A 17,479-nucleotide genomic window follows, 5' to 3' on the forward strand; every position below is an offset into this window, starting at 1 on the left:
ACCACGTGCCCGATCTCCCCGAGGATCTTCGCCGCGCGCTGACCGCCGTCGCGCACGTCCCGCGATTGCTGGTGGCCTCCGACTTCGACGGCACCGTCGCGCCGATCGTGTCCAACCCCGCTGACGCCCGTCCCATTCCGGCTGCCGCAGCGGCCTTGGCGAGACTGGCGACGCTCGAATCCACCAGTGCCGCACTGATTTCCGGGCGGGCGTTGAGTACCCTGCGCGAGTTGTCAGGTGCTCCGGCCGAGGTGCATCTCGTGGGTAGCCATGGCGCGGAGTTCGACGCCGATTTCCTCGACGCGATCGACGACGCCGCCAAGCAGCAGCTCACCGAGCTCAAGCAGACGTTGACCGCGCTGGCGGAGCGCTATCCCGGTGCGACCGTCGAGAAAAAACCGGTCAGCGTGGCCTTTCACGTGCGCAACACCGCTCCCGCACACGCCCAGCAGGCACTCGATGACGCCCTGGATGCGGTGCGGAACTGGGATATTCACGTCACCGAGGGCAAAGCGGTTCGCGAGTTCGCCGTGATCGACACCGACAAGGGTGCCGCACTCGAGCAGCTGCGCGAACAACTCGGGGCGGACGCGGTGGTGTACTTCGGCGACGACGTCACCGACGAAAAGGGCTTTCGCCGACTGGGCGATGGCGACATCGGGGTAAAGGTCGGCCCAGGCGAGACGCAGGCACGCTATCGGGTCGACTCCCCGGACGATGTCGCGACCGCGCTGGAGTTTCTGCTCGACGCGCGTCGGGACTAAGCGGGTGGCCCCGCCGTCCGCCCCCGCACCAGTTCGGTGGGCAGCACATCGATCACCGGCAGGCCGTCACGTGGTGGGCTGTGCAGCAGCCGCCCGGCCCGCCTGCCCTTCTCCAGACTGGGCTGCGACACCGTGGTCAGACCACGGCTGAGTGCCTCCGGGATGCCGTCGAATCCGGTGACCGTCATCTGACCCGGTACGTAAACCCCTTTGGCGCGTAGGTAATCCATCGCCGAAATCGCCAGCACATCGGCAGTGCACATCAACGCGGTGATGCGCGGGTTGGTCTGCAGCGCCAGCTCGGCGGCTGTTGCACCCGACGCCGGAAGGTGCTCGTAGCTCTCGACGATCGTGAGGGACCCCGGGTCGTGGCCCGCGCCGGCGATCGCATCGCGCACACCGCCGATCCGCTCGGTCTGGACGTGAAAGTGCGATGCTGCCAGGCGATCCGGAGCCACGATGCCCGCCGTCTGGTTGCCCACGCGCCGCTCGGTACCCAATCGCATTGTCAGCAAACCGATTTCATGATGACCCAGCCCGACGACATAATCGGCCAGCTGGCGCATGGCGGCGCGGTCGTCGATGCAGACTCTCGATGCGCCGGGGACGTCCTTGGGCTGGTCCACGACCACGATCGGGACGTGGCGCTGCAATGCGGTCTGCAGATAAGGGTCGTCGTCGGATGCGGCGTAGACAACGAAACCGTCAACCCCAGCTGCCAGAACCGAATTCGTTCCGTCGGACACGCTGCGGTCCGGACCGACTGCGACCAGCAACAGACCCTGACCAACTTCTTCGCACGATTCCGCCAGACCGGCAACAAAATTCAGCGCGGCGGGATCACTGAAGGCGTAGGTCAGCGGCTCGGTGATCACCAGGCCGACCGCACCGGCCTTCCGGGTGCGCAGCGACCGGGCGACGGGGTCCGGGCCGGCGTACCCCAGCCGCTTGGCGGTGGCCAGGACGCGCTCGCGCAGATCGGCCGACAATTGGTCGGGACGGTTGTAGGCATTCGAGATCGTGGTTCGCGAAACCTTGAGCTCGGCGGCCAACGAAGCCAGAGTCGCCCGCCGCCGCGGCGCCGGACTTCGGGACATGCTCCGTGAGGCTAGCGCATCGACTTGCGCACGACCGGTATCGATGCCCTATGGTTAATGGAAACGGTTTTCATTTGTATTGATTTGCCTCGGGTGAGAGAGGAGCGATCGTGCGACAAGCTGCGATCCGCGCGGTCATCGGTCTGTCGGCGCTGACCTTGGTGGGCGGTGTCGCCGCGTGCAGCGGCGACACATCCCCGGGTAGCGCCCAGGACCGGACGCCGACCGTGGTGGCGTCGACCGACGTGTGGGGCAGCGTCGCGCAGGCCGTCGCCGGTGACCATGCCAAGGTCACCTCGATCGTCACCAGCGCCTCCGCTGACCCGCATTCGTTCGAAGCCAGCCCGTCGAACGCCGCCGACATCGCCGACGCGTCGCTGGTCGTCTACAACGGGGGCGGCTACGACCACTGGGTCGACGACATCCTGGCCAGCCACAAGGGCGTGGCCTCGGTCGACGCGTACTCGCTGCTGCAGGCTCCCGCCGGGGAACCGCAGCCGGCCAACGAACACGTCTTCTACGACGTGGCCACCGCCAGGGCCGTCGCCACCAAGGTTGCCGAGAAGTTGGCACAGGATGATCCGCAGCACGCCGCCGACTACAAGTCCAACGCCGAGACCTTCAACCGTGGCGCCGACGCGATCGCACAGACCGAGAAGGCCATCCGCACCAGCCATCCGGGCGCCGCGGTCGTTGCCACCGAACCCGTCGCCCACTACCTTCTGGTCGCCGCCGGCCTGACCGACAAGACCCCCGCCGGCTTCGCCAACGCCGTCGAACAGGACACCGATCCCGCCCCAGTCGACGTCGCGGCACTACTGGACGTCATCAAATCCCGTCAGGTCAGCGCGGTGTTGTTCAACGAACAGACGGTGACGGAAGTGACCAAGCAGGTCCAGGCCGCGGCGCAGAGCGCCGGAATCCCGGTCGTCAGCGTCACCGAGACGCTGCCCGTGGGCAAGGACTACCTCAGCTGGCAGCGCGACACCGCCGACCGGTTGACCGCAGCCTTGCAGCAGAACCGATAATCACTGCTTGTGAGTGCCGAGATCGTCTGCATGTCCGGTGCTCGGCTGGCCTTTGGGGACCGGGTGCTGTGGGATCACCTCGATCTGAAGGTCGCCGCCGGAGAGTTCATCGCCATCCTCGGTCCCAACGGCACCGGGAAGACGTCCTTGTTCAAGGTGCTGTTGGGCCAGTTGTCGCTGAGTGCCGGCACAGCCACCATCGAGGGCCGGCCGATCGAGGCGGGCAGCGAGCGGATCGGCTATGTGCCCCAACACCGATCCGTCGACCGTGGATTGAGCCTGCGCGGACGCGACCTGGTCCGCCTTGGCGTCGACGGTCACCGCTGGGGCCTCGGGTCGCTCTCACCGAAGGAACGACACCGCCAACGCGAAGTTGTCGAGCGGGCGATGGCACAGGTCCATGCACTCAAATTGGCGAGGGTCCCGGTCGGGGTGATGTCTGGCGGCGAATTGCAGCGGGTGCGCATCGCCCAGGCGTTGGCCAGCGATCCGGCCCTGCTGCTGTGCGACGAACCCCTGCTCAACCTGGATCCGGCCAGCGCCCGGCTGGTGGCCCAGCTGATCGACCGGCGCCGCAAGACCGGCACTGCCGTGATGTTCGTGACGCACGAGATCAACCCCGTGGTCAACTACGTCGACCGGGTGCTCTATCTCGTCAACGGCCGGTTCCGGATCGGCACGGTCGCCGAGGTGATGACCTCGCAGACCCTCTCGGAGCTGTACCAGGCCGACATTCAGGTGGTGCAGATCGGCGATCGCTACGTCGTGGTCGGCGAGCACCTCGACCACTCCGGCCACACCCATGGGCACACCCATGAATGACCGCTTCGCCAACCTGCTGGATCACCTGTTCGCCTTCGACATCACAGCCGACCTGCTGGGTCGCGGCTTCGTGCAGCAGGCTCTGATCGCCGCGGCGCTGTTGGCGCTGGTGGCCGGGTTGATCGGACCGTTCATCGTGATGCGCCAGATGTCGTTCGCCGTGCACGGTTCCTCTGAGCTGTCACTGACCGGCGCCGCGTTTGCGTTGTTGGCCGGTTTCGACGTCGGGGTGGGCGCGTTGGTGGGCAGCGCGCTGGCCGCCGTGCTGTTCGGCATCCTCGGCCAGCGGGCCCGCGAACGGGACTCGGCGATCGGCGTCGTACTGGCCTTCGGATTGGGTCTGGCCGTGTTGTTCATCCATCTGTATCCGGGCCGATCCGGCACCAGTTTCGCTCTGCTGACCGGTCAGATCGTCGGCGTCGGTTACTCGGGCCTGGCGCTGCTGATCGCGGTGACGGTGTTGGTCGTCGGTGTGCTGGCGTTCAGTTTCCGGCCGCTGCTGTTCGCCACCGCCGACCCGGAAGTGGCTGCCGCACGCGGTGTTCCGGTCCGGGTGCTGGGCATCGTGTTCGCCGCCCTGGTCGGCGTCGTGGCCGCGCAGGGTGTGCAGATCGTCGGCGCGCTACTGGTGATGTCCCTGCTCATCACGCCGGCGGCCGCCGCGGCCCGGGTATTCAGCTCACCGGCGGCGGTGATCGGGGCGTCGGTGGTCTTCGCCGAGCTGTCCGCGGTGGTCGGCATTGTGCTGTCCCTGGCGCCCGGGGTTCCGGTGTCGGTGTTCGTCACGACGATCTCGTTCGTGATCTATCTGGTGTGTTGGGCCATCAGCCGACGTCAGGTTGACCCCGCCGCGGCTTGAGATAATTGCTCGCTCCTCCTCCGCCTCGTCCCTCGGCGGCATCGGTCGACTCGCCTAGGCTGGAGTGCGTGACCACCGTCGACCTGAACGCAGACCTGGGCGAAGGCTTCGGTGTCTGGGAACTCGGTGACGACGCCGCCATGCTCGACATCGTCACCAGCGCCAACGTGGCCTGCGGATTCCACGCCGGCGATCCGGCCGGGCTGGCACGCACCACCCGGGCAGCCGCCGAACGCGGGGTACGTATCGGCGCCCAGGTGAGCTACCGCGACCTGGCCGGGTTCGGGCGGCGCTTCATCGACGTCGAACCGGCCGAGCTGACCGCGGAGGTGATTTATCAGATCGGCGGGTTGCAGGCGCTGGCGCGCGCCGCCGGCTCCGAGATCGCCTACGTCAAACCCCATGGTGCGCTGTACAACACGATTGTCAGCCACCGCGAGCAGGCGCGCGCGGTCGCCGAGGCGGTGCACGCCGTCGACCCCGGCCTGCCCGTGCTGAACTTGGCCGGTTCGGTGTTCTTCGAAGAGGCGCAACGGCTCGGATTGCGGACCGTCGCAGAGGCATTCGCCGATCGCGCCTACCGCCAGGACGGCACCCTGGTGTCGCGCCGCGAAGAGGGCGCGGTACTGAGGGATCCCGAGTGCATCGCCGAGCGGGTGTCGCGGATGGTACGGAGCGGTCAGGTGGTCGCCGTCGACGGATCGACGATCGACATTCAGGTGGAATCGGTTTGCGTCCATAGTGATTCGCCTGGGGCGGTGCAGATTGCCACCGCGGTCCGCGAACGCCTGTTGCGCGACGGAGTCGACTTGGCGGCGTTCCTCTGATGCGGCTCAAACTCGGCAGACCCGACATCGCCCAATACCGCCATCGCTTCGATGTTCCCGCAGCCGACCCCGACGCAGCCTTGTCGATCACCTGGTTGGGCGTGTCCACACTCCTCGTCGACGACGGCACAAACTCGCTGTTGACCGACGGTTTCTTCTCCCGGCCACCGCTACTGGACGTCGGGCTGCGCCGGCTGACGCCATCGGTGTCGCGGATCGACTACTGTCTGAATCGGGCCAAGGTCAACCGCCTGGCCGCAGTGCTGCCGGTGCACACCCATTACGACCATGCCATGGACTCAGCACTGGTCGCGGCGCGCACCGGCGCAAAGCTGATCGGCGGCGAGTCAGCCGCCAATATTGCTCGCGGATACCGCCTTCCGGACGATCAGATGGTCGCCGCGACTTCGGGACAAGAGCTCACGCTCGGGCCGTTCGCCGTCACACTCATCGAGTCACACCACTGCCCGCCGGACCGCTTCCCCGGCTCGATCACCAAAGCGGTGGTGCCACCGGCGAAGGCCTCAGCGTTCCGGTGTGGCGAGGCGTGGTCCACGCTGATCCATCACGCACCCAGCGATCGGCGGCTGCTCATCCAGGGCAGCGCGGGCTTCCTGCCCGGCGCCCTCGACGGGCGGCGCGCAGACATCGCCTACCTCGGTGTCGGTCAGCTCGGTGTTCAACCGCAGGCCTACATCGAGCAGTACTGGCAGCAGACGGTTCGGGCGGTCGGTGCGCGCCGTGTCGTGCTGATCCACTGGGACGATTTCTTCCGCCCGCTCACCGAGCCGATGGTTGCGCTCCCCTATGCGGGTGACGACCTGAACGTCTCGATGCGGGTGTTGTCGGCGCTGGCCGAAAACGACGGTGTCGCTCTGCATCTGCCGACCGTGTGGCAACGCGAAGACCCGTGGGCCTAATCGCGCTGTGCTGATCGTCTCCCTGCTGGCCCTGGTGGTCGTCCTCGTCTTTGCCATCGCCAGGCCCGCCGGTTGGTCGGAGGCAATAGTCGCCGTGCCCGCCGCCGCCGTGGTCATCGCCATCGGTGCGGTGTCGACCCATGACGCGGCCGCCGAGGCAGGCCGGATGCTCCCGGTGGTCGGCTTCCTGGCCGCGGTGCTGGTGCTGGCCAAGTTGTGCGACGACGAAGGACTGTTCCAGGCCGCAGGCACTTGGATGGCGCGCGGCAGCGGCGGTCGCCCGCGCCGGCTGCTGGGTCAGGTATTCCTCATCGCAGCGGCCACCACGGCGATCCTGAGTCTGGACGCCACGGTCGTCCTGCTGACCCCGGTGGTACTGGCGACGGCGCGGACGCTGCGGGTGCCGCCCCGGCCGCACCTGTATGCCACTGCGCATCTGTCGAATTCGGCCTCGCTGCTGCTGCCGGTGTCCAACCTGACCAACCTGCTGGCGTTCAGCGCCGCCGGGCTGTCATTCACTCGGTTCAGTGCGTTGATGGCCGCACCGTGGCTGGCGGCGGTGGCCGTCGAATACCTGGTGCTACGGCTGATCTTTCGGCGCGATCTCACCGACGTGCCCACCGAGACTCCTCCCCCACCGGCGGACAACCCGGTGTTCGTCCTCGTCGTGCTGGGGTTGACTCTCGCCGGATTTGTGGTGACGTCGTTCGCCGGCCTGTCGCCGGCGTGGGCGGCGCTGGCCGGGGCGGTGGTTCTGGGTGTGCGGTCGCTGGCGCAGCGGCGCAGCACAATTGGCGGGATCGTGCACTCGGCGAACCTCCCGTTCCTGCTGTTCGTGCTGGCGCTGGCCGTGGTGGTCAAGGCGGTGATGGTCAACGGACTCGACCACTTCGCCTCGGAGCTGCTGCCCTCAGGTAGCGGCTTGGTGGCGCTGCTCGGGATCGCGGCGGTGGCCGCACTGCTGTCCAACGTCGTCAACAACTTGCCCGCCGTGCTGGTGTTGCTGCCGCTGGTCGCCGTCAGTGGCCCGGCCGCGGTGCTGGCTGTGCTGATCGGGGTGAATATCGGGCCGAACCTGACCTACGCCGGGTCGCTGGCCAACCTGCTGTGGCGCCGGGTGCTGCATCAGAACGGCGAGCCGACCAGCGTTCGCGAGTTCACTTGGCTTGGCGTGGCGACTGTTCCGGCGTGCCTGGTGGTAGCGGTGCTGACGTTATGGGCCGGAGTGCAGCTGATCGGGGTCTAGTCTCCGAAAATGGATCGCTTCTGGCAGTGGGCGTGGGATCGACACGCGCCGAGATACTTGTGGGTGGTCTGGCTGTCTGCGTCCGCAGCCTCGCTGCCGGTCTACCTTGCATGGGCGTGGATCGTGCTCTCGGTTGAGAATTCCAGTCGCTACGGGGTGGCCGCCATGGTCGCTGTTGTCGTGGCGCTGGTGATGGCGGCCGGGGGCACATTTCCGAGCCGATGGCGTTTCCGCGGTGTGGATCGATGGTTGTCGGGCCAGGAGATCGATCGGGCGAAGGCGCTGGAAGACACGTTCATCTGGACTCGAACGACAGATGCTCGATCCATCGTGTATGTCCCGGTTTCCATGGTCGTCCTGTTGATCGTGGTCGGAGTGATTGCCGGCGCGGATGGATCACGGTTGATTGAATACGGCATCCTCGGCGTCGCCGCGGGAATTTCCACCGCGCTCATCGGTGTGCACAATTCCGGGGAGGGCGCACTGCGGCCGGTGCGGGCCGCCCTGGCCGGGCACTCAGGGATCGGCGACTCCCTGCCGCGATCACGCCCGACATTCGCGCAGTGGCTGGGCCTGTCAATCGTGGGCTCGATCTTCACGTTCGCGGTGATGTCTGCGATGGTGGCGATCGCCGTTGTCGACCGGCACAAAGCGAGCCCGCTTGTCGCCGTGGTGATCGCGAGCGCCCTGACGCTTGTCATCGGGGTACCGATCACCGTCGTTGCGATACTCTCGCCGACCTTTCGGCCAATTCAGGACCTCACCGATGCGACCAATCGGGTGGCGGCCGGCGACTACAGCAGGCGTCTGCCGGTGGTCCAAGACGATGACCTAGGCGCTCTCGCTGCCTCGTTCAACCGGATGCAGGCGGGATTGGCTGAGCGACAACGACTTCAAGCGGCTTTCGGTACCTACGTCGACCCGATCCTGGCGGCACGGCTGCTCGATCAGGGCGATGATGTGTTCACCGGCGAGCGCCGCGAAGTGACGACGATGTTCATCGACATCCGCGACTTCACCCCCTACGCCGAGGCCAACACAGCTGAGGACACGGTCGCCCGCCTGAATGCACTCTTCGAGATCGTCGTGCCCGCAGTCGTCGACGCCGGCGGGCATGTCAACAAATTCCTCGGTGACGGAGCGCTTGCCGTCTTCGGCGCCCCCAACGACCTTGCCGATCACGCCGACGCGGCGCTGGCTGTCGCGCTGCTGATCCAACGGACGGTAGCCGAACGCTTCAGCGGCACATTACGCATCGGGATCGGGATCAATACCGGAGTGGTGATCGCCGGCACCATCGGCGGTGGCGGGAAGCTCGAATTCACGTTGATCGGTGATGCCGTGAATGTCGCTGCCCGCGTCGAGCAACTCACCAAGACAACGCTCGACCCGATACTGCTGACCCAACAGTCCGTCGACGCGCTCATCGCACGTCCGGCTGGTCTGATCGAGCGGGGATCCCATGTATTGAAAGGAAAATCAGCGGCGATTCAGGTCTTCGGATTGGACCAGCACGTCGCGGTGTAGCGGCTAACGCCGGCGCTGGCGGGCGATCTCGGCCAGTACCACACCGGCGGCCACCGAGGCGTTGAGCGACTCTGTCGGCCCGGCCATCGGAATCGACACCACCGCGTCGCAATTCTGACGGACCAGGCGCGAAAGCCCCTTGCCCTCCGAGCCGACCACGAGCACCAACGGGCCTGAGCCGTCGAATTCGTCGAGCATGGTGTCACCATCCGCATCGAGTCCGATCACCTGAACCCCGGCGTCAGCCCAATCCTTCAGCGTGCGATTGAGATTCGTGGCGCGCGCCACTCGCACTCGCGCCGCCGCACCGGCGCTCGTGCGCCACGCGACGGCGGTCACCGACGCCGATCGCCGCTGCGGGATCAGCACACCATGGCCGGCGAACGCGGCCACCGACCGCACGATCGCGCCGAGGTTGCGTGGATCGGAGATGTTGTCCAAAGCCACCAACAGTGCCGGCTCCACGTCAGAGGTGGCGGCGGCCAGCAGGTCGTCCGGGTGCGCATAGGCGTAGGGCGGCACCTGCAGGGCAATGCCCTGGTGTAAACCGTTGGCGCTCAGCCTATCCAGGTCGTGGCGCGGCACCTCGAGGATCGGGATGCCGCGGTCGGCGGCCAGCGTCACCGATTCGGTGAGCCGCTCGTCGGCTTCGGCGCCCAGCACCACATACAGCGCGGTCGCCGGGGCATGTGCCCGCAGGCACTCCAGCACCGGATTGCGGCCCAGGACAATCTCGGTCTCATCGGCCGGTTTGCTGGATCTGCGCGCCTGCTTTGCGGCGACCGCAGCACGCCTGGCCGCGGGGTGGCCGGTGCGCTGGTGCGCCGGAGGCGTCGCACCGCGCCCTTCCAGTCCGCGACGGCGCTGCCCCCCGGATCCGACAGTCGGACCCTTCTTGGTGCCTTCTTTACGAATTGCGCCACGACGCTTGGAGTTTCCGGCCATTACTTACCGCCCTCATCCCGTAGCGCCCACTGCGGCCCGTCGGCGGTGTCGGTTACCTCGATGCCGGCTTCCTTGAGCCTATCGCGAATCTCATCGGCCAGCGCCCAGTCACGGGTCTGGCGAGCACCGTCCCGGCGATTCAGCTCGGCACGCACCAGAACATCCACCGCACCAAGGGCGGCCGACGTCTCATCGCGGGTCTCCCAACGCTCATCGAGCGGGTCGCATCCGAGAATGCCCATCATCGAACGGATTTCGGCCGCCTTGGCCAGCGCGGTCTCGTGATCGCCGGCTTCCAGTGCCCGGTTGCCGTCGGCGCGTGCCGCATGCACTTCGGCCAGGGCTGCGGGCACGGCCAGGTCGTCGTCGAGTGCGGCGGCGAACTTATCGGTCCAGCCGCCGGGCACCACGGCGCCCACGCGGGTGCGCACCCGGTGCAGAAATTCCTCGATGCCGGTATAGGCCTTGACCGCATCCTGCAGGGCGTTCTCGGAGAACTCCAGCATCGAGCGGTAGTGTGCGCTGCCCAGGTAGTATCGCAGCTCCGCGGCTCGAACCCGTTGCAGGACAGCGGGAATGGCCAGGACGTTGCCCAGCGACTTGCTCATCTTCTCGCCACCCATGGTGACCCAGCCGTTGTGCAGCCAGTACCGGGCGAAGCCGTCGCCTGCGGCGCGTGCCTGAGCGATCTCGTTCTCATGGTGCGGGAACACCAGATCCATTCCACCGCAGTGGATGTCGAATTCAGCCCCGAGATATTCATGGGCCATCGCCACGCACTCGGAGTGCCACCCGGGCCGGCCCGGTCCCCACGGAGTCGGCCACGACGGCTCGCCGGGCTTGGCGCCCTTCCACAACGTGAAGTCACGCTGATCACGCTTGCCGGTCGCTACGCCCTCGCCCTGGTGGACGTCGTCGATCTTGTGCCCGGAGAGCTTGCCGTACTCCGGGAAGCTCTGCACATCGAAGTAGACGTCACCGGCACCGGTGTAGGCGTGGCCGGTGTCGACCAGGCGCTCGATCAGCTCGACGATCTGGGTGATGTGCCCAGTTGCCCGCGGCTCCGCCGACGGCGGCAATACGCCCAGGGCGTCGTAGGCCGCCGTGAACGCGCGCTCGTGGGTGGCTGCCCACTCCCACCACGGCCGCCCGGCGTCGGCGGCCTTGGTCAGGATCTTGTCGTCGATGTCGGTGACGTTGCGGATGAACGCGACATCGAAACCCTTGGCCATCAGCCAGCGGCGCAGCACGTCGAAGGCCACACCACTGCGAACGTGACCGATGTGGGGTAGGCCCTGCACGGTGGCGCCGCACAAATAGATGGAGGCGTGCCCGGGACGGATCGGCACGAAGTCGCGCACGGCACCGCTGTAGGTGTCGTGGAGTCGCAGGGTGCCGGTCACGACGGGCCAGCTTACCGGCCTGAACGCCTCAGTCAGGCACCGAGGCGGACCCGGCCACCACCAGCGCGGTGGCAATGGCCGCCATTCCCTCCCCGCGACCCGTCAGCCCAAGCCCGTCGGTGGTGGTCGCCGACACCGACACCGGCGCGCCCAGCAACTCGGAAAGCACCACCTGGGCTTCTTCCCGGCGCGGGCCGATTTTGGGGCGATTGGCGACGACCTGGACGGCAGCGTTGCCGACGGCGAAACCCGCGGCGGCGACCAGCCCACGGACATGCTCGAGCATCCGGGCGCCGGTGACGCCGTGCCACTGCGGCTGGTCCACCCCGAACACCGTTCCGAGGTCACCCAGCCCGGCGGCCGAGAGCAGAGCGTCGCACAGCGCGTGCACGGCGACGTCGCCGTCGGAATGGCCGGAGCAGCCGTCGGCGCCCTCGAACAGCAGGCCCAGCAGCCAGCAGGGCCGACCGGATTCAATCGGGTGGACGTCGGTGCCGAGGCCGACGCGGGGAATCGTCATGAGCTCAGCAGGGCTTGCGCCAGCCGGAGATCCAGTGGTGTTGTGACCTTGAATGCCAGGGTGTCGCCGACCACCGTGTGGACAGGAGTGCCCAGGTACTCCACCAGCGAGGCGTCGTCGGTCGCGGCGGCACCACCGGCGCGTTCGTAGGCGCGGCGCAGCAGCGCGGTTTCGAAGCCCTGCGGGGTTTGCACGGCTCGGAGTCCGGCGCGCTCGGGGGTCCCGAGGACCACGCCGTTGGCGTCGACGGCCTTGATGGTGTCGGTGACGGGCAGCACCGGGATGACTGCGCGAAGGCCCGCTCGGAGAGCGGCGACCACCCGCTGGATCTGCTCGACCGGCGTCAGCGGCCGGGCAGCGTCGTGCACGAGGACGAATTCGGGGTCGCCGATCGCCTCCAGCGCACGCCGAACAGTTTCCGGGCGTTCCGGACCGCCGGCGACGACTGTGGCACGACCGTCGAGCAGCAGTTTGGTTTCGTCGACGCGCTCGGCCGGGGCGGCAACCACCACCCGGTCGATCACCCCGGAGGCAACCAGGCCGTCCACGGCGCGTTCGAGCATGGTTCGGCCATCGAGATCCACAAAAGCCTTTGGGATGCCCGCGCCCAGCCGTTCACCGGAACCAGCGGCCGTGACGACCGCGACCGTGTCCGACACCGAACCCCTCAGGGGTCAGGACGCGGCGGCCAGCGCCTCGTCGAGAATGATCGTGGCCTTCTCGTCGTCGGTGTTCTCAGCGAGCGCAAGCTCGCCGACCAGAATCTGGCGAGCCTTGGCCAGCATCCGCTTCTCGCCTGCCGACAGACCGCGCTCCTGGTCCCGACGCCACAGGTCGCGAACAACCTCGGCGACCTTGTTGACGTCGCCGGACGCCAGCTTCTCCAGGTTGGCCTTATAGCGGCGCGACCAGTTGGTCGGCTCCTCGGTGTGCGGCGCGCGCAGAACCTGGAACACCTTGTCCAAACCCTCCTGGCCGACAACGTCGCGGACACCGACATACTCGGCGTTGTCAGCGGGAACTCGGACAGTGAGGTCGCCCTGGGACACCTTCAAGACGAGGTATTCCTTCTGTTCGCCTTTGATGGTCCGGGTTTCAATGGCCTCGATCAACGCAGCACCGTGGTGAGGATAGACAACGGTGTCTCCGACCTTAAAAATCATCAGTTTCGAGCCCCTTTCACACTGCAATGTTAGCACGGGGGCCGACAGCGTGCGGAACAACGATGCAGGTCAGGGGCACCGAAGGTGAAGAGAGGGGGTTGACACGGTGACGAAAGCGTGCAACGCGGGGGCCTGCAGCGACCCCCAACACACTGATCAGCACACCCCTGCCCGGTCGCTGCCGGTTACTTGCTCGACCGCCTCGTCAACCCTCAGCTACCGCCGCGCGACGCTACCTACTACTCTGCATAGTCGAACCGCGGCGGTGCTGTCGCACCGCCCAAACGGGCCGAGCAGGAGGCTGTTGTGAACCGCTTGAGGAATCGCCTCGTCGCCGCATCCGCTGGCCTTGCCGCCTGCGGCCTGATCCTGACGGGTTGCGGCGCGGGACAGATCTCGCAGACCGCCGATCAGCAATCGGCCGTCAACGGCGCGACTGCAAATGTCGCGAACATCGCGTTGCGCAATGTGCACATCCAGGCAGTGCAGTCCGGTGATTCGCTGAAGCCCGGTCGCACCGTCGAGCTGATCTTCGCCGCGGCAAACATCTCCCCGGACACCAACGACAAGCTGGTCAGCATCAGCTCCGACGTGGGTTCGGTCGCGCTGACCGGCAATACCTCGATCCCGGCCGGCACCTCACTGATCGTCGGCAGCGCCGATGGCCAGGCCGAGGCAACGCCGATGGGCAGTGCGCAGCCCGCCAAGGCAGAGGTCACCCTGAGCCAGCCGATCACCAACGGACTGACGTACGGCTTCACGTTCAACTTCGAGAAGGCCGGCCAGGCACAAGTCGACGTGCCGATCTCGGCGGGCGGCGCAGAGCGGCAAGGCGAACCCGCCGGTCACGAGTGACCTGACACGGGCCGCTAATCCGCGGTTCTGTCACACCCACCCGATAGCGTCACGGCGTGGCCAAGGCGCGTTCGCAATATCGCTGTTCGGAATGCCGCCATGTGATGGCCAAATGGGTCGGCCGCTGCCCTGAGTGCGGCACATGGGGCACCGTCGACGAGGTAGCCGCGGCGAGCGCTGCCGGCAGTACCGCTCAGCGTGCGGTCGTTCCCTCCTCCCCGGCGGTGCCGATCAGCTCCATCAATCCGGACCGCACCCGCCACTTCCCCACCGGGGTGGACGAACTCGACAGGGTGCTCGGCGGTGGTGTGGTGCCCGGCTCGGTGAGCCTGCTGGCCGGGGATCCCGGAGTCGGCAAGTCCACGCTGCTGCTCGAGGTTGTCCACCGGTGGGCGGCTAACGGGCGGCGTGCACTGTATGTCTCCGGTGAGGAGTCGGCGGGTCAGATCAGGATGCGCGCCGAACGGACCGGCTGCACGCATGACGAGGTGTTCCTGGCCGCAGAAACCGATGTCAACACCGTGCTCGGCCACATCGAAGCGGTGCAGCCCAGTCTTGTGGTGGTCGACTCCGTGCAGACGATGACCGCAGGGGACACCGACGGCGTGGTCGGCGGGGTCACCCAGGTTCGCGCGGTGACGACGGCGCTGACCGCCGCGGCGAAGTCGGGCGGCGTGGCGCTGCTGTTGGTCGGTCACGTCACCAAGGACGGCGCGATCGCCGGGCCGCGGTCGCTGGAGCATCTGGTGGATGTGGTGCTGCACTTCGAAGGCGACCGCAACTCCACGCTCCGCATGGTCCGCGGAGTGAAGAACCGCTTCGGCGCCTCCGATGAGGTCGGCTGTTTCCTGTTGCAGGACAACGGCATTCAAGGGGTTTCTGATCCGTCCGGGCTGTTCCTCGACGAACGTCCCATCCCGGTGCCCGGCACCGCGGTGACGGTGACACTCGACGGCAAGCGCCCGTTGATCGGCGAGGTCCAGGCCCTGTTGGCCTACCGCCCGGAGAATGCGCCACAGCGGCGGGCAGTCAGCGGGGTGGACAGCTCGCGCGCCGCGATGATCGCCGCGGTGCTCGAGCGGCGGGCCAGCCTCAAGGTCAGCGCCACCGATATCTACCTGTCCACCGTCGGCGGCATGCGGTTGATGGACCCATCCTCGGACCTGGCGGTCGCGATGGCGATGGCGTCCGCCTACGCCGACCTACCCCTACCCAGCACCACGGTGGTGATCGGCGAGGTGGGCCTGGCGGGCGATCTGCGGCGCGTCACCGGCATGGACCGCCGACTGGCCGAAGCCGCTCGCCTCGGCTTCACCGAAGCGCTCGTGCCAGTCGGCTGCGGGGCGGTTCCCAAAGGCTTCAGAGCCATCGAGTCGGCCACCATCGGCGATGCTCTGCGCTCGATGCTGTCGATCGCGAAACGGCCCTACGACAAGGTCATTACGCAGCTTCGGCGGGAGGGGTCGAGTAACGACCTCGACGCCGTGGACAATAAGTGGCTGTGAGCACCGTCAACGGGGCCGGCGGTTCCGTCCAGCCGACGACCGCCACACTGCGCGAGACCATCGGGCGGTTGGCGCCGGGCACTGCCCTGCGTGACGGCCTGGAGCGCATCCTGCGTGGTCGGACGGGTGCGCTGATCGTGCTGGGCTACGACGAACGGGTCGAGACGATCTGCGACGGCGGGTTCTCCCTCGATGTGCGTTTCGCGCCGACCCGGTTGCGCGAACTGTCGAAGATGGACGGCGCGGTCGTGCTGTCCACCGACGGCAGCCGGATTGTGCGGGCCAACGTTCAGCTGGTACCGGATCCGACGATCCCCACCGACGAATCCGGGACGCGGCACCGCTCGGCCGAGCGCACCGCGATCCAGACCGGCTATCCGGTCGTCTCGGTCAGTCACTCGATGAACATCGTCACCGTGTACGTCGCCGGAGAGCGCCACGTGGTCGCCGACTCGGCCACCATCCTGTCGCGCGCCAACCAGGCGATCGCGACGCTGGAACGCTACAAAGCTCGCCTCGACGAGGTGTCCCGGCAGCTGTCCACCGCCGAGATCGAAGACTTCGTCACCCTGCGCGACGTCATGACCGTGGTGCAGCGGCTGGAGATGGTTAGACGCATTGGGCTCGAAATCGATTATGACGCAGTCGAACTCGGCACTGATGGTAGGCAGCTGCGACTGCAGCTCGAGGAGCTGCTCGGCGGAAATGACACCGCGCGTGAACTGATCATGCGCGACTATCACGCCAACCCGGACCCGCCGTCGAAGGCTCAGGTCGCCTCGACGCTGGCCGAACTGGATTCGCTGTCGGACACCGAACTGCTGGACTTCACCGCGCTGTCGCGGGTGTTCGGCTATCCCTCGACCGCCGAAGCGCAGGATTCAGCGCTCAGCGCTCGGGGTTATCGCGCGATGGCCGGCATTCCGCGGCTGCAGTTCGCCCACGTCGACCTGCTCGTGCGCCGCTTCGGTTCGCTACAGGGACTGCTCGCGGCCAGTGCCACCGACCTACAGTCCGTCGAAGGCATCGGTGCGATGTGGGCGCGCCACGTCCGCGAGGGTTTGTCGCAGCTGGCCGAGTCGACGATCGCCGACCGCCTGGTCTAGTACCGCCCTCTAGTCAGAACTGAGAGCGATGATTCGGCCGGGAGTTCGCTCGCAGTTCTGACTCGACGCAGTTGACGGTCTACCCAGCCGGTGCGGGTGCCGGCGGCGGGGCCTCACCCGGAGCTCCGGCGGGAACCTGCTGACCGGCCGCGGGGGCGGCACCCGGCGGCGGAGCGTCAGCCAGGATGAACGGCACCGTCGCCGAACGCAGGTTGCCCAGCTGGACGACCAGGTTGTAGGTGCCGGGTCCGATCGGCTGACGTGGCAGCGGGCACTGCGGTGCGGAACCCATGCCGGTCCAGGTCACCTCGGTGGTCACCTGCTCGCCCGGGTTGAACGTCTTGACCAGCGTCTCGTTCGACGGCGCGCAGTCCAGGTTGGACCACAACCGCTTGCCGTCCAGCGAGTAGACGTAGGCCGCCAGCACGGCGGCGCCGACGTCACGCTTGCAGGCCACCAGTCCGATGTTCGTGACGACCATGGTGAATTTCGGCTGATCACCGATCGCGTACTGCGGCTGGTTGGTGATGCCCTTGACCGCCAGGTTCGAGTCCGGGCAGTCGTCGCCCTCCTTGAGCACCGGTGGCGGCATCACGGCCTCGGTCGGCGTCGGTGCGACCGCGACGGGCCCGGCCGGCCCGGCCGCCGGCGGTGGTGGCGCGACGACGGGAGTCTTGTTGTCCGGCTGTGGGTTCTGCGGTTGAGCCGCGGGTGTGGTCTTGACGGTGCCCTTGGAGTCCGAGCCACCGCTGAAGATGATGAAAGCCACCCCGACGACGATTGCGGCGACTACCGCGACGATGCCGATCGCAAGGCCACGACGTCGCCAGTAAATTTGCGAGGGCAGAGGTCCACGCGGTTCCAGATCCAGCACGTTTCCACGGTAAGGGCA

The 17,479-nt window shown here is 67.2% G+C and carries 18 protein-coding genes; 11 read left to right on the top strand and 7 right to left on the bottom strand.

The features are described from left to right. Positions 1–5 precede the first annotated feature (5 nt). On the top strand, positions 6–764 hold the full coding sequence (otsB, locus tag AB431_RS26575; protein WP_047332467.1) for a trehalose-phosphatase: 759 nt from the start codon (positions 6–8) through the stop codon (positions 762–764). Here otsB and AB431_RS26580 read toward each other — a convergent pair. Then, positions 761–1,861, bottom strand: coding sequence for a LacI family DNA-binding transcriptional regulator (locus AB431_RS26580; RefSeq protein WP_047332468.1), 1,101 nt, complete (start codon positions 1,859–1,861; stop codon positions 761–763). The two genes, otsB and AB431_RS26580, sit on opposite strands and share 4 nt — an antisense overlap. Positions 1,862–1,971: 110 nt before the next feature. On the opposite strand from AB431_RS26580, the gene AB431_RS26585 reads away from it, so the two are divergent. The 7 genes from AB431_RS26585 to AB431_RS26615 all read left to right on the top strand — a co-directional run bounded on the left by AB431_RS26585 (position 1,972) and on the right by AB431_RS26615 (position 9,090). Beyond that, positions 1,972–2,889, top strand: coding sequence for a metal ABC transporter solute-binding protein, Zn/Mn family (locus AB431_RS26585; RefSeq protein ID WP_082135811.1), 918 nt, complete (start codon positions 1,972–1,974; stop codon positions 2,887–2,889). Between the two features lie 30 nt (positions 2,890–2,919). Next, positions 2,920–3,711: a metal ABC transporter ATP-binding protein gene (locus AB431_RS26590; protein ID WP_047333829.1), complete on the top strand. Its 792-nt coding sequence runs from the start codon at positions 2,920–2,922 to the stop codon at positions 3,709–3,711. Next, on the top strand, positions 3,704–4,570 hold the full coding sequence (locus AB431_RS26595) for a metal ABC transporter permease (RefSeq protein ID WP_047332469.1): 867 nt from the start codon (positions 3,704–3,706) through the stop codon (positions 4,568–4,570). The genes AB431_RS26590 and AB431_RS26595 overlap by 8 nt, the downstream gene beginning before the upstream one ends. Before the next feature lie 68 nt (positions 4,571–4,638). Then, positions 4,639–5,397, top strand: coding sequence for a LamB/YcsF family protein (locus tag AB431_RS26600; protein WP_047332470.1), 759 nt, complete (start codon positions 4,639–4,641; stop codon positions 5,395–5,397). Further along, a complete protein-coding gene (locus AB431_RS26605) occupies positions 5,397–6,317 on the top strand; it encodes an MBL fold metallo-hydrolase (RefSeq protein ID WP_047332471.1) in 921 nt (306 codons plus the stop codon). Before AB431_RS26600 ends, AB431_RS26605 begins: the two co-directional genes overlap by 1 nt. Before the next feature lie 10 nt (positions 6,318–6,327). Continuing rightward, positions 6,328–7,563, top strand: a complete 1,236-nt coding sequence (locus AB431_RS26610; protein WP_047333830.1) for an SLC13 family permease — start codon at positions 6,328–6,330, stop codon at positions 7,561–7,563. 9 nt (positions 7,564–7,572) lie between these two features. Then, positions 7,573–9,090: an adenylate/guanylate cyclase domain-containing protein gene (locus AB431_RS26615; protein WP_047332472.1), complete on the top strand. Its 1,518-nt coding sequence runs from the start codon at positions 7,573–7,575 to the stop codon at positions 9,088–9,090. Between the two features lie 3 nt (positions 9,091–9,093). Here AB431_RS26615 and rlmB read toward each other — a convergent pair whose 3' ends face one another. Genes rlmB through carD form a run of 5 tightly spaced genes read right to left on the bottom strand, consistent with a single transcriptional unit; the run spans position 9,094 to position 13,121 of the window. Then, positions 9,094–10,035, bottom strand: a complete 942-nt coding sequence (rlmB, locus tag AB431_RS26620) for a 23S rRNA (guanosine(2251)-2'-O)-methyltransferase RlmB (protein WP_047332473.1) — start codon at positions 10,033–10,035, stop codon at positions 9,094–9,096. Beyond that, positions 10,035–11,438, bottom strand: a complete 1,404-nt coding sequence (cysS, locus tag AB431_RS26625; RefSeq protein WP_144418374.1) for a cysteine--tRNA ligase — start codon at positions 11,436–11,438, stop codon at positions 10,035–10,037. The genes rlmB and cysS overlap by 1 nt, the downstream gene beginning before the upstream one ends. 28 nt (positions 11,439–11,466) lie before the next feature. Then, positions 11,467–11,958 (bottom strand): 2-C-methyl-D-erythritol 2,4-cyclodiphosphate synthase, encoded by a 492-nt coding sequence (ispF, locus tag AB431_RS26630; protein ID WP_047332474.1) that lies wholly within the window; start codon positions 11,956–11,958, stop codon positions 11,467–11,469. Then, positions 11,955–12,617 (bottom strand): 2-C-methyl-D-erythritol 4-phosphate cytidylyltransferase, encoded by a 663-nt coding sequence (ispD, locus tag AB431_RS26635; protein WP_047332475.1) that lies wholly within the window; start codon positions 12,615–12,617, stop codon positions 11,955–11,957. The genes ispF and ispD overlap by 4 nt, the downstream gene beginning before the upstream one ends. A 15-nt stretch (positions 12,618–12,632) precedes the next feature. After that, positions 12,633–13,121, bottom strand: a complete 489-nt coding sequence (gene carD, locus AB431_RS26640) for an RNA polymerase-binding transcription factor CarD (protein ID WP_019512593.1) — start codon at positions 13,119–13,121, stop codon at positions 12,633–12,635. Positions 13,122–13,427: 306 nt separating this feature from the next. Here carD and AB431_RS26645 point away from each other — a divergent pair, with 306 nt between their 5' ends. The 3 genes from AB431_RS26645 to disA are packed head-to-tail and all read left to right on the top strand — an operon-like array spanning position 13,428 to position 16,587. Continuing rightward, a complete protein-coding gene (locus AB431_RS26645; RefSeq protein WP_047332476.1) occupies positions 13,428–13,976 on the top strand; it encodes a lipoprotein lpqE in 549 nt (182 codons plus the stop codon). A gap of 56 nt (positions 13,977–14,032) precedes the next feature. Then, positions 14,033–15,481 (top strand): DNA repair protein RadA, encoded by a 1,449-nt coding sequence (gene radA / locus AB431_RS26650; protein ID WP_082135813.1) that lies wholly within the window; start codon positions 14,033–14,035, stop codon positions 15,479–15,481. Further along, positions 15,478–16,587 carry a DNA integrity scanning diadenylate cyclase DisA gene (gene disA / locus AB431_RS26655; RefSeq protein ID WP_047332478.1) on the top strand — a complete coding sequence of 370 codons (1,110 nt, stop codon included), beginning with the start codon at positions 15,478–15,480 and terminating at the stop codon, positions 16,585–16,587. Before radA ends, disA begins: the two co-directional genes overlap by 4 nt. Before the next feature lie 79 nt (positions 16,588–16,666). Here disA and AB431_RS26660 read toward each other — a convergent pair whose 3' ends face one another. After that, positions 16,667–17,461 carry a hypothetical protein gene (locus tag AB431_RS26660; RefSeq protein WP_047332479.1) on the bottom strand — a complete coding sequence of 265 codons (795 nt, stop codon included), beginning with the start codon at positions 17,459–17,461 and terminating at the stop codon, positions 16,667–16,669. Positions 17,462–17,479 lie beyond the last annotated feature (18 nt).

The sequence above is a fragment of the Mycobacterium sp. EPa45 genome (assembly GCF_001021385.1).
Lineage (GTDB): Bacteria > Actinomycetota > Actinomycetes > Mycobacteriales > Mycobacteriaceae > Mycobacterium.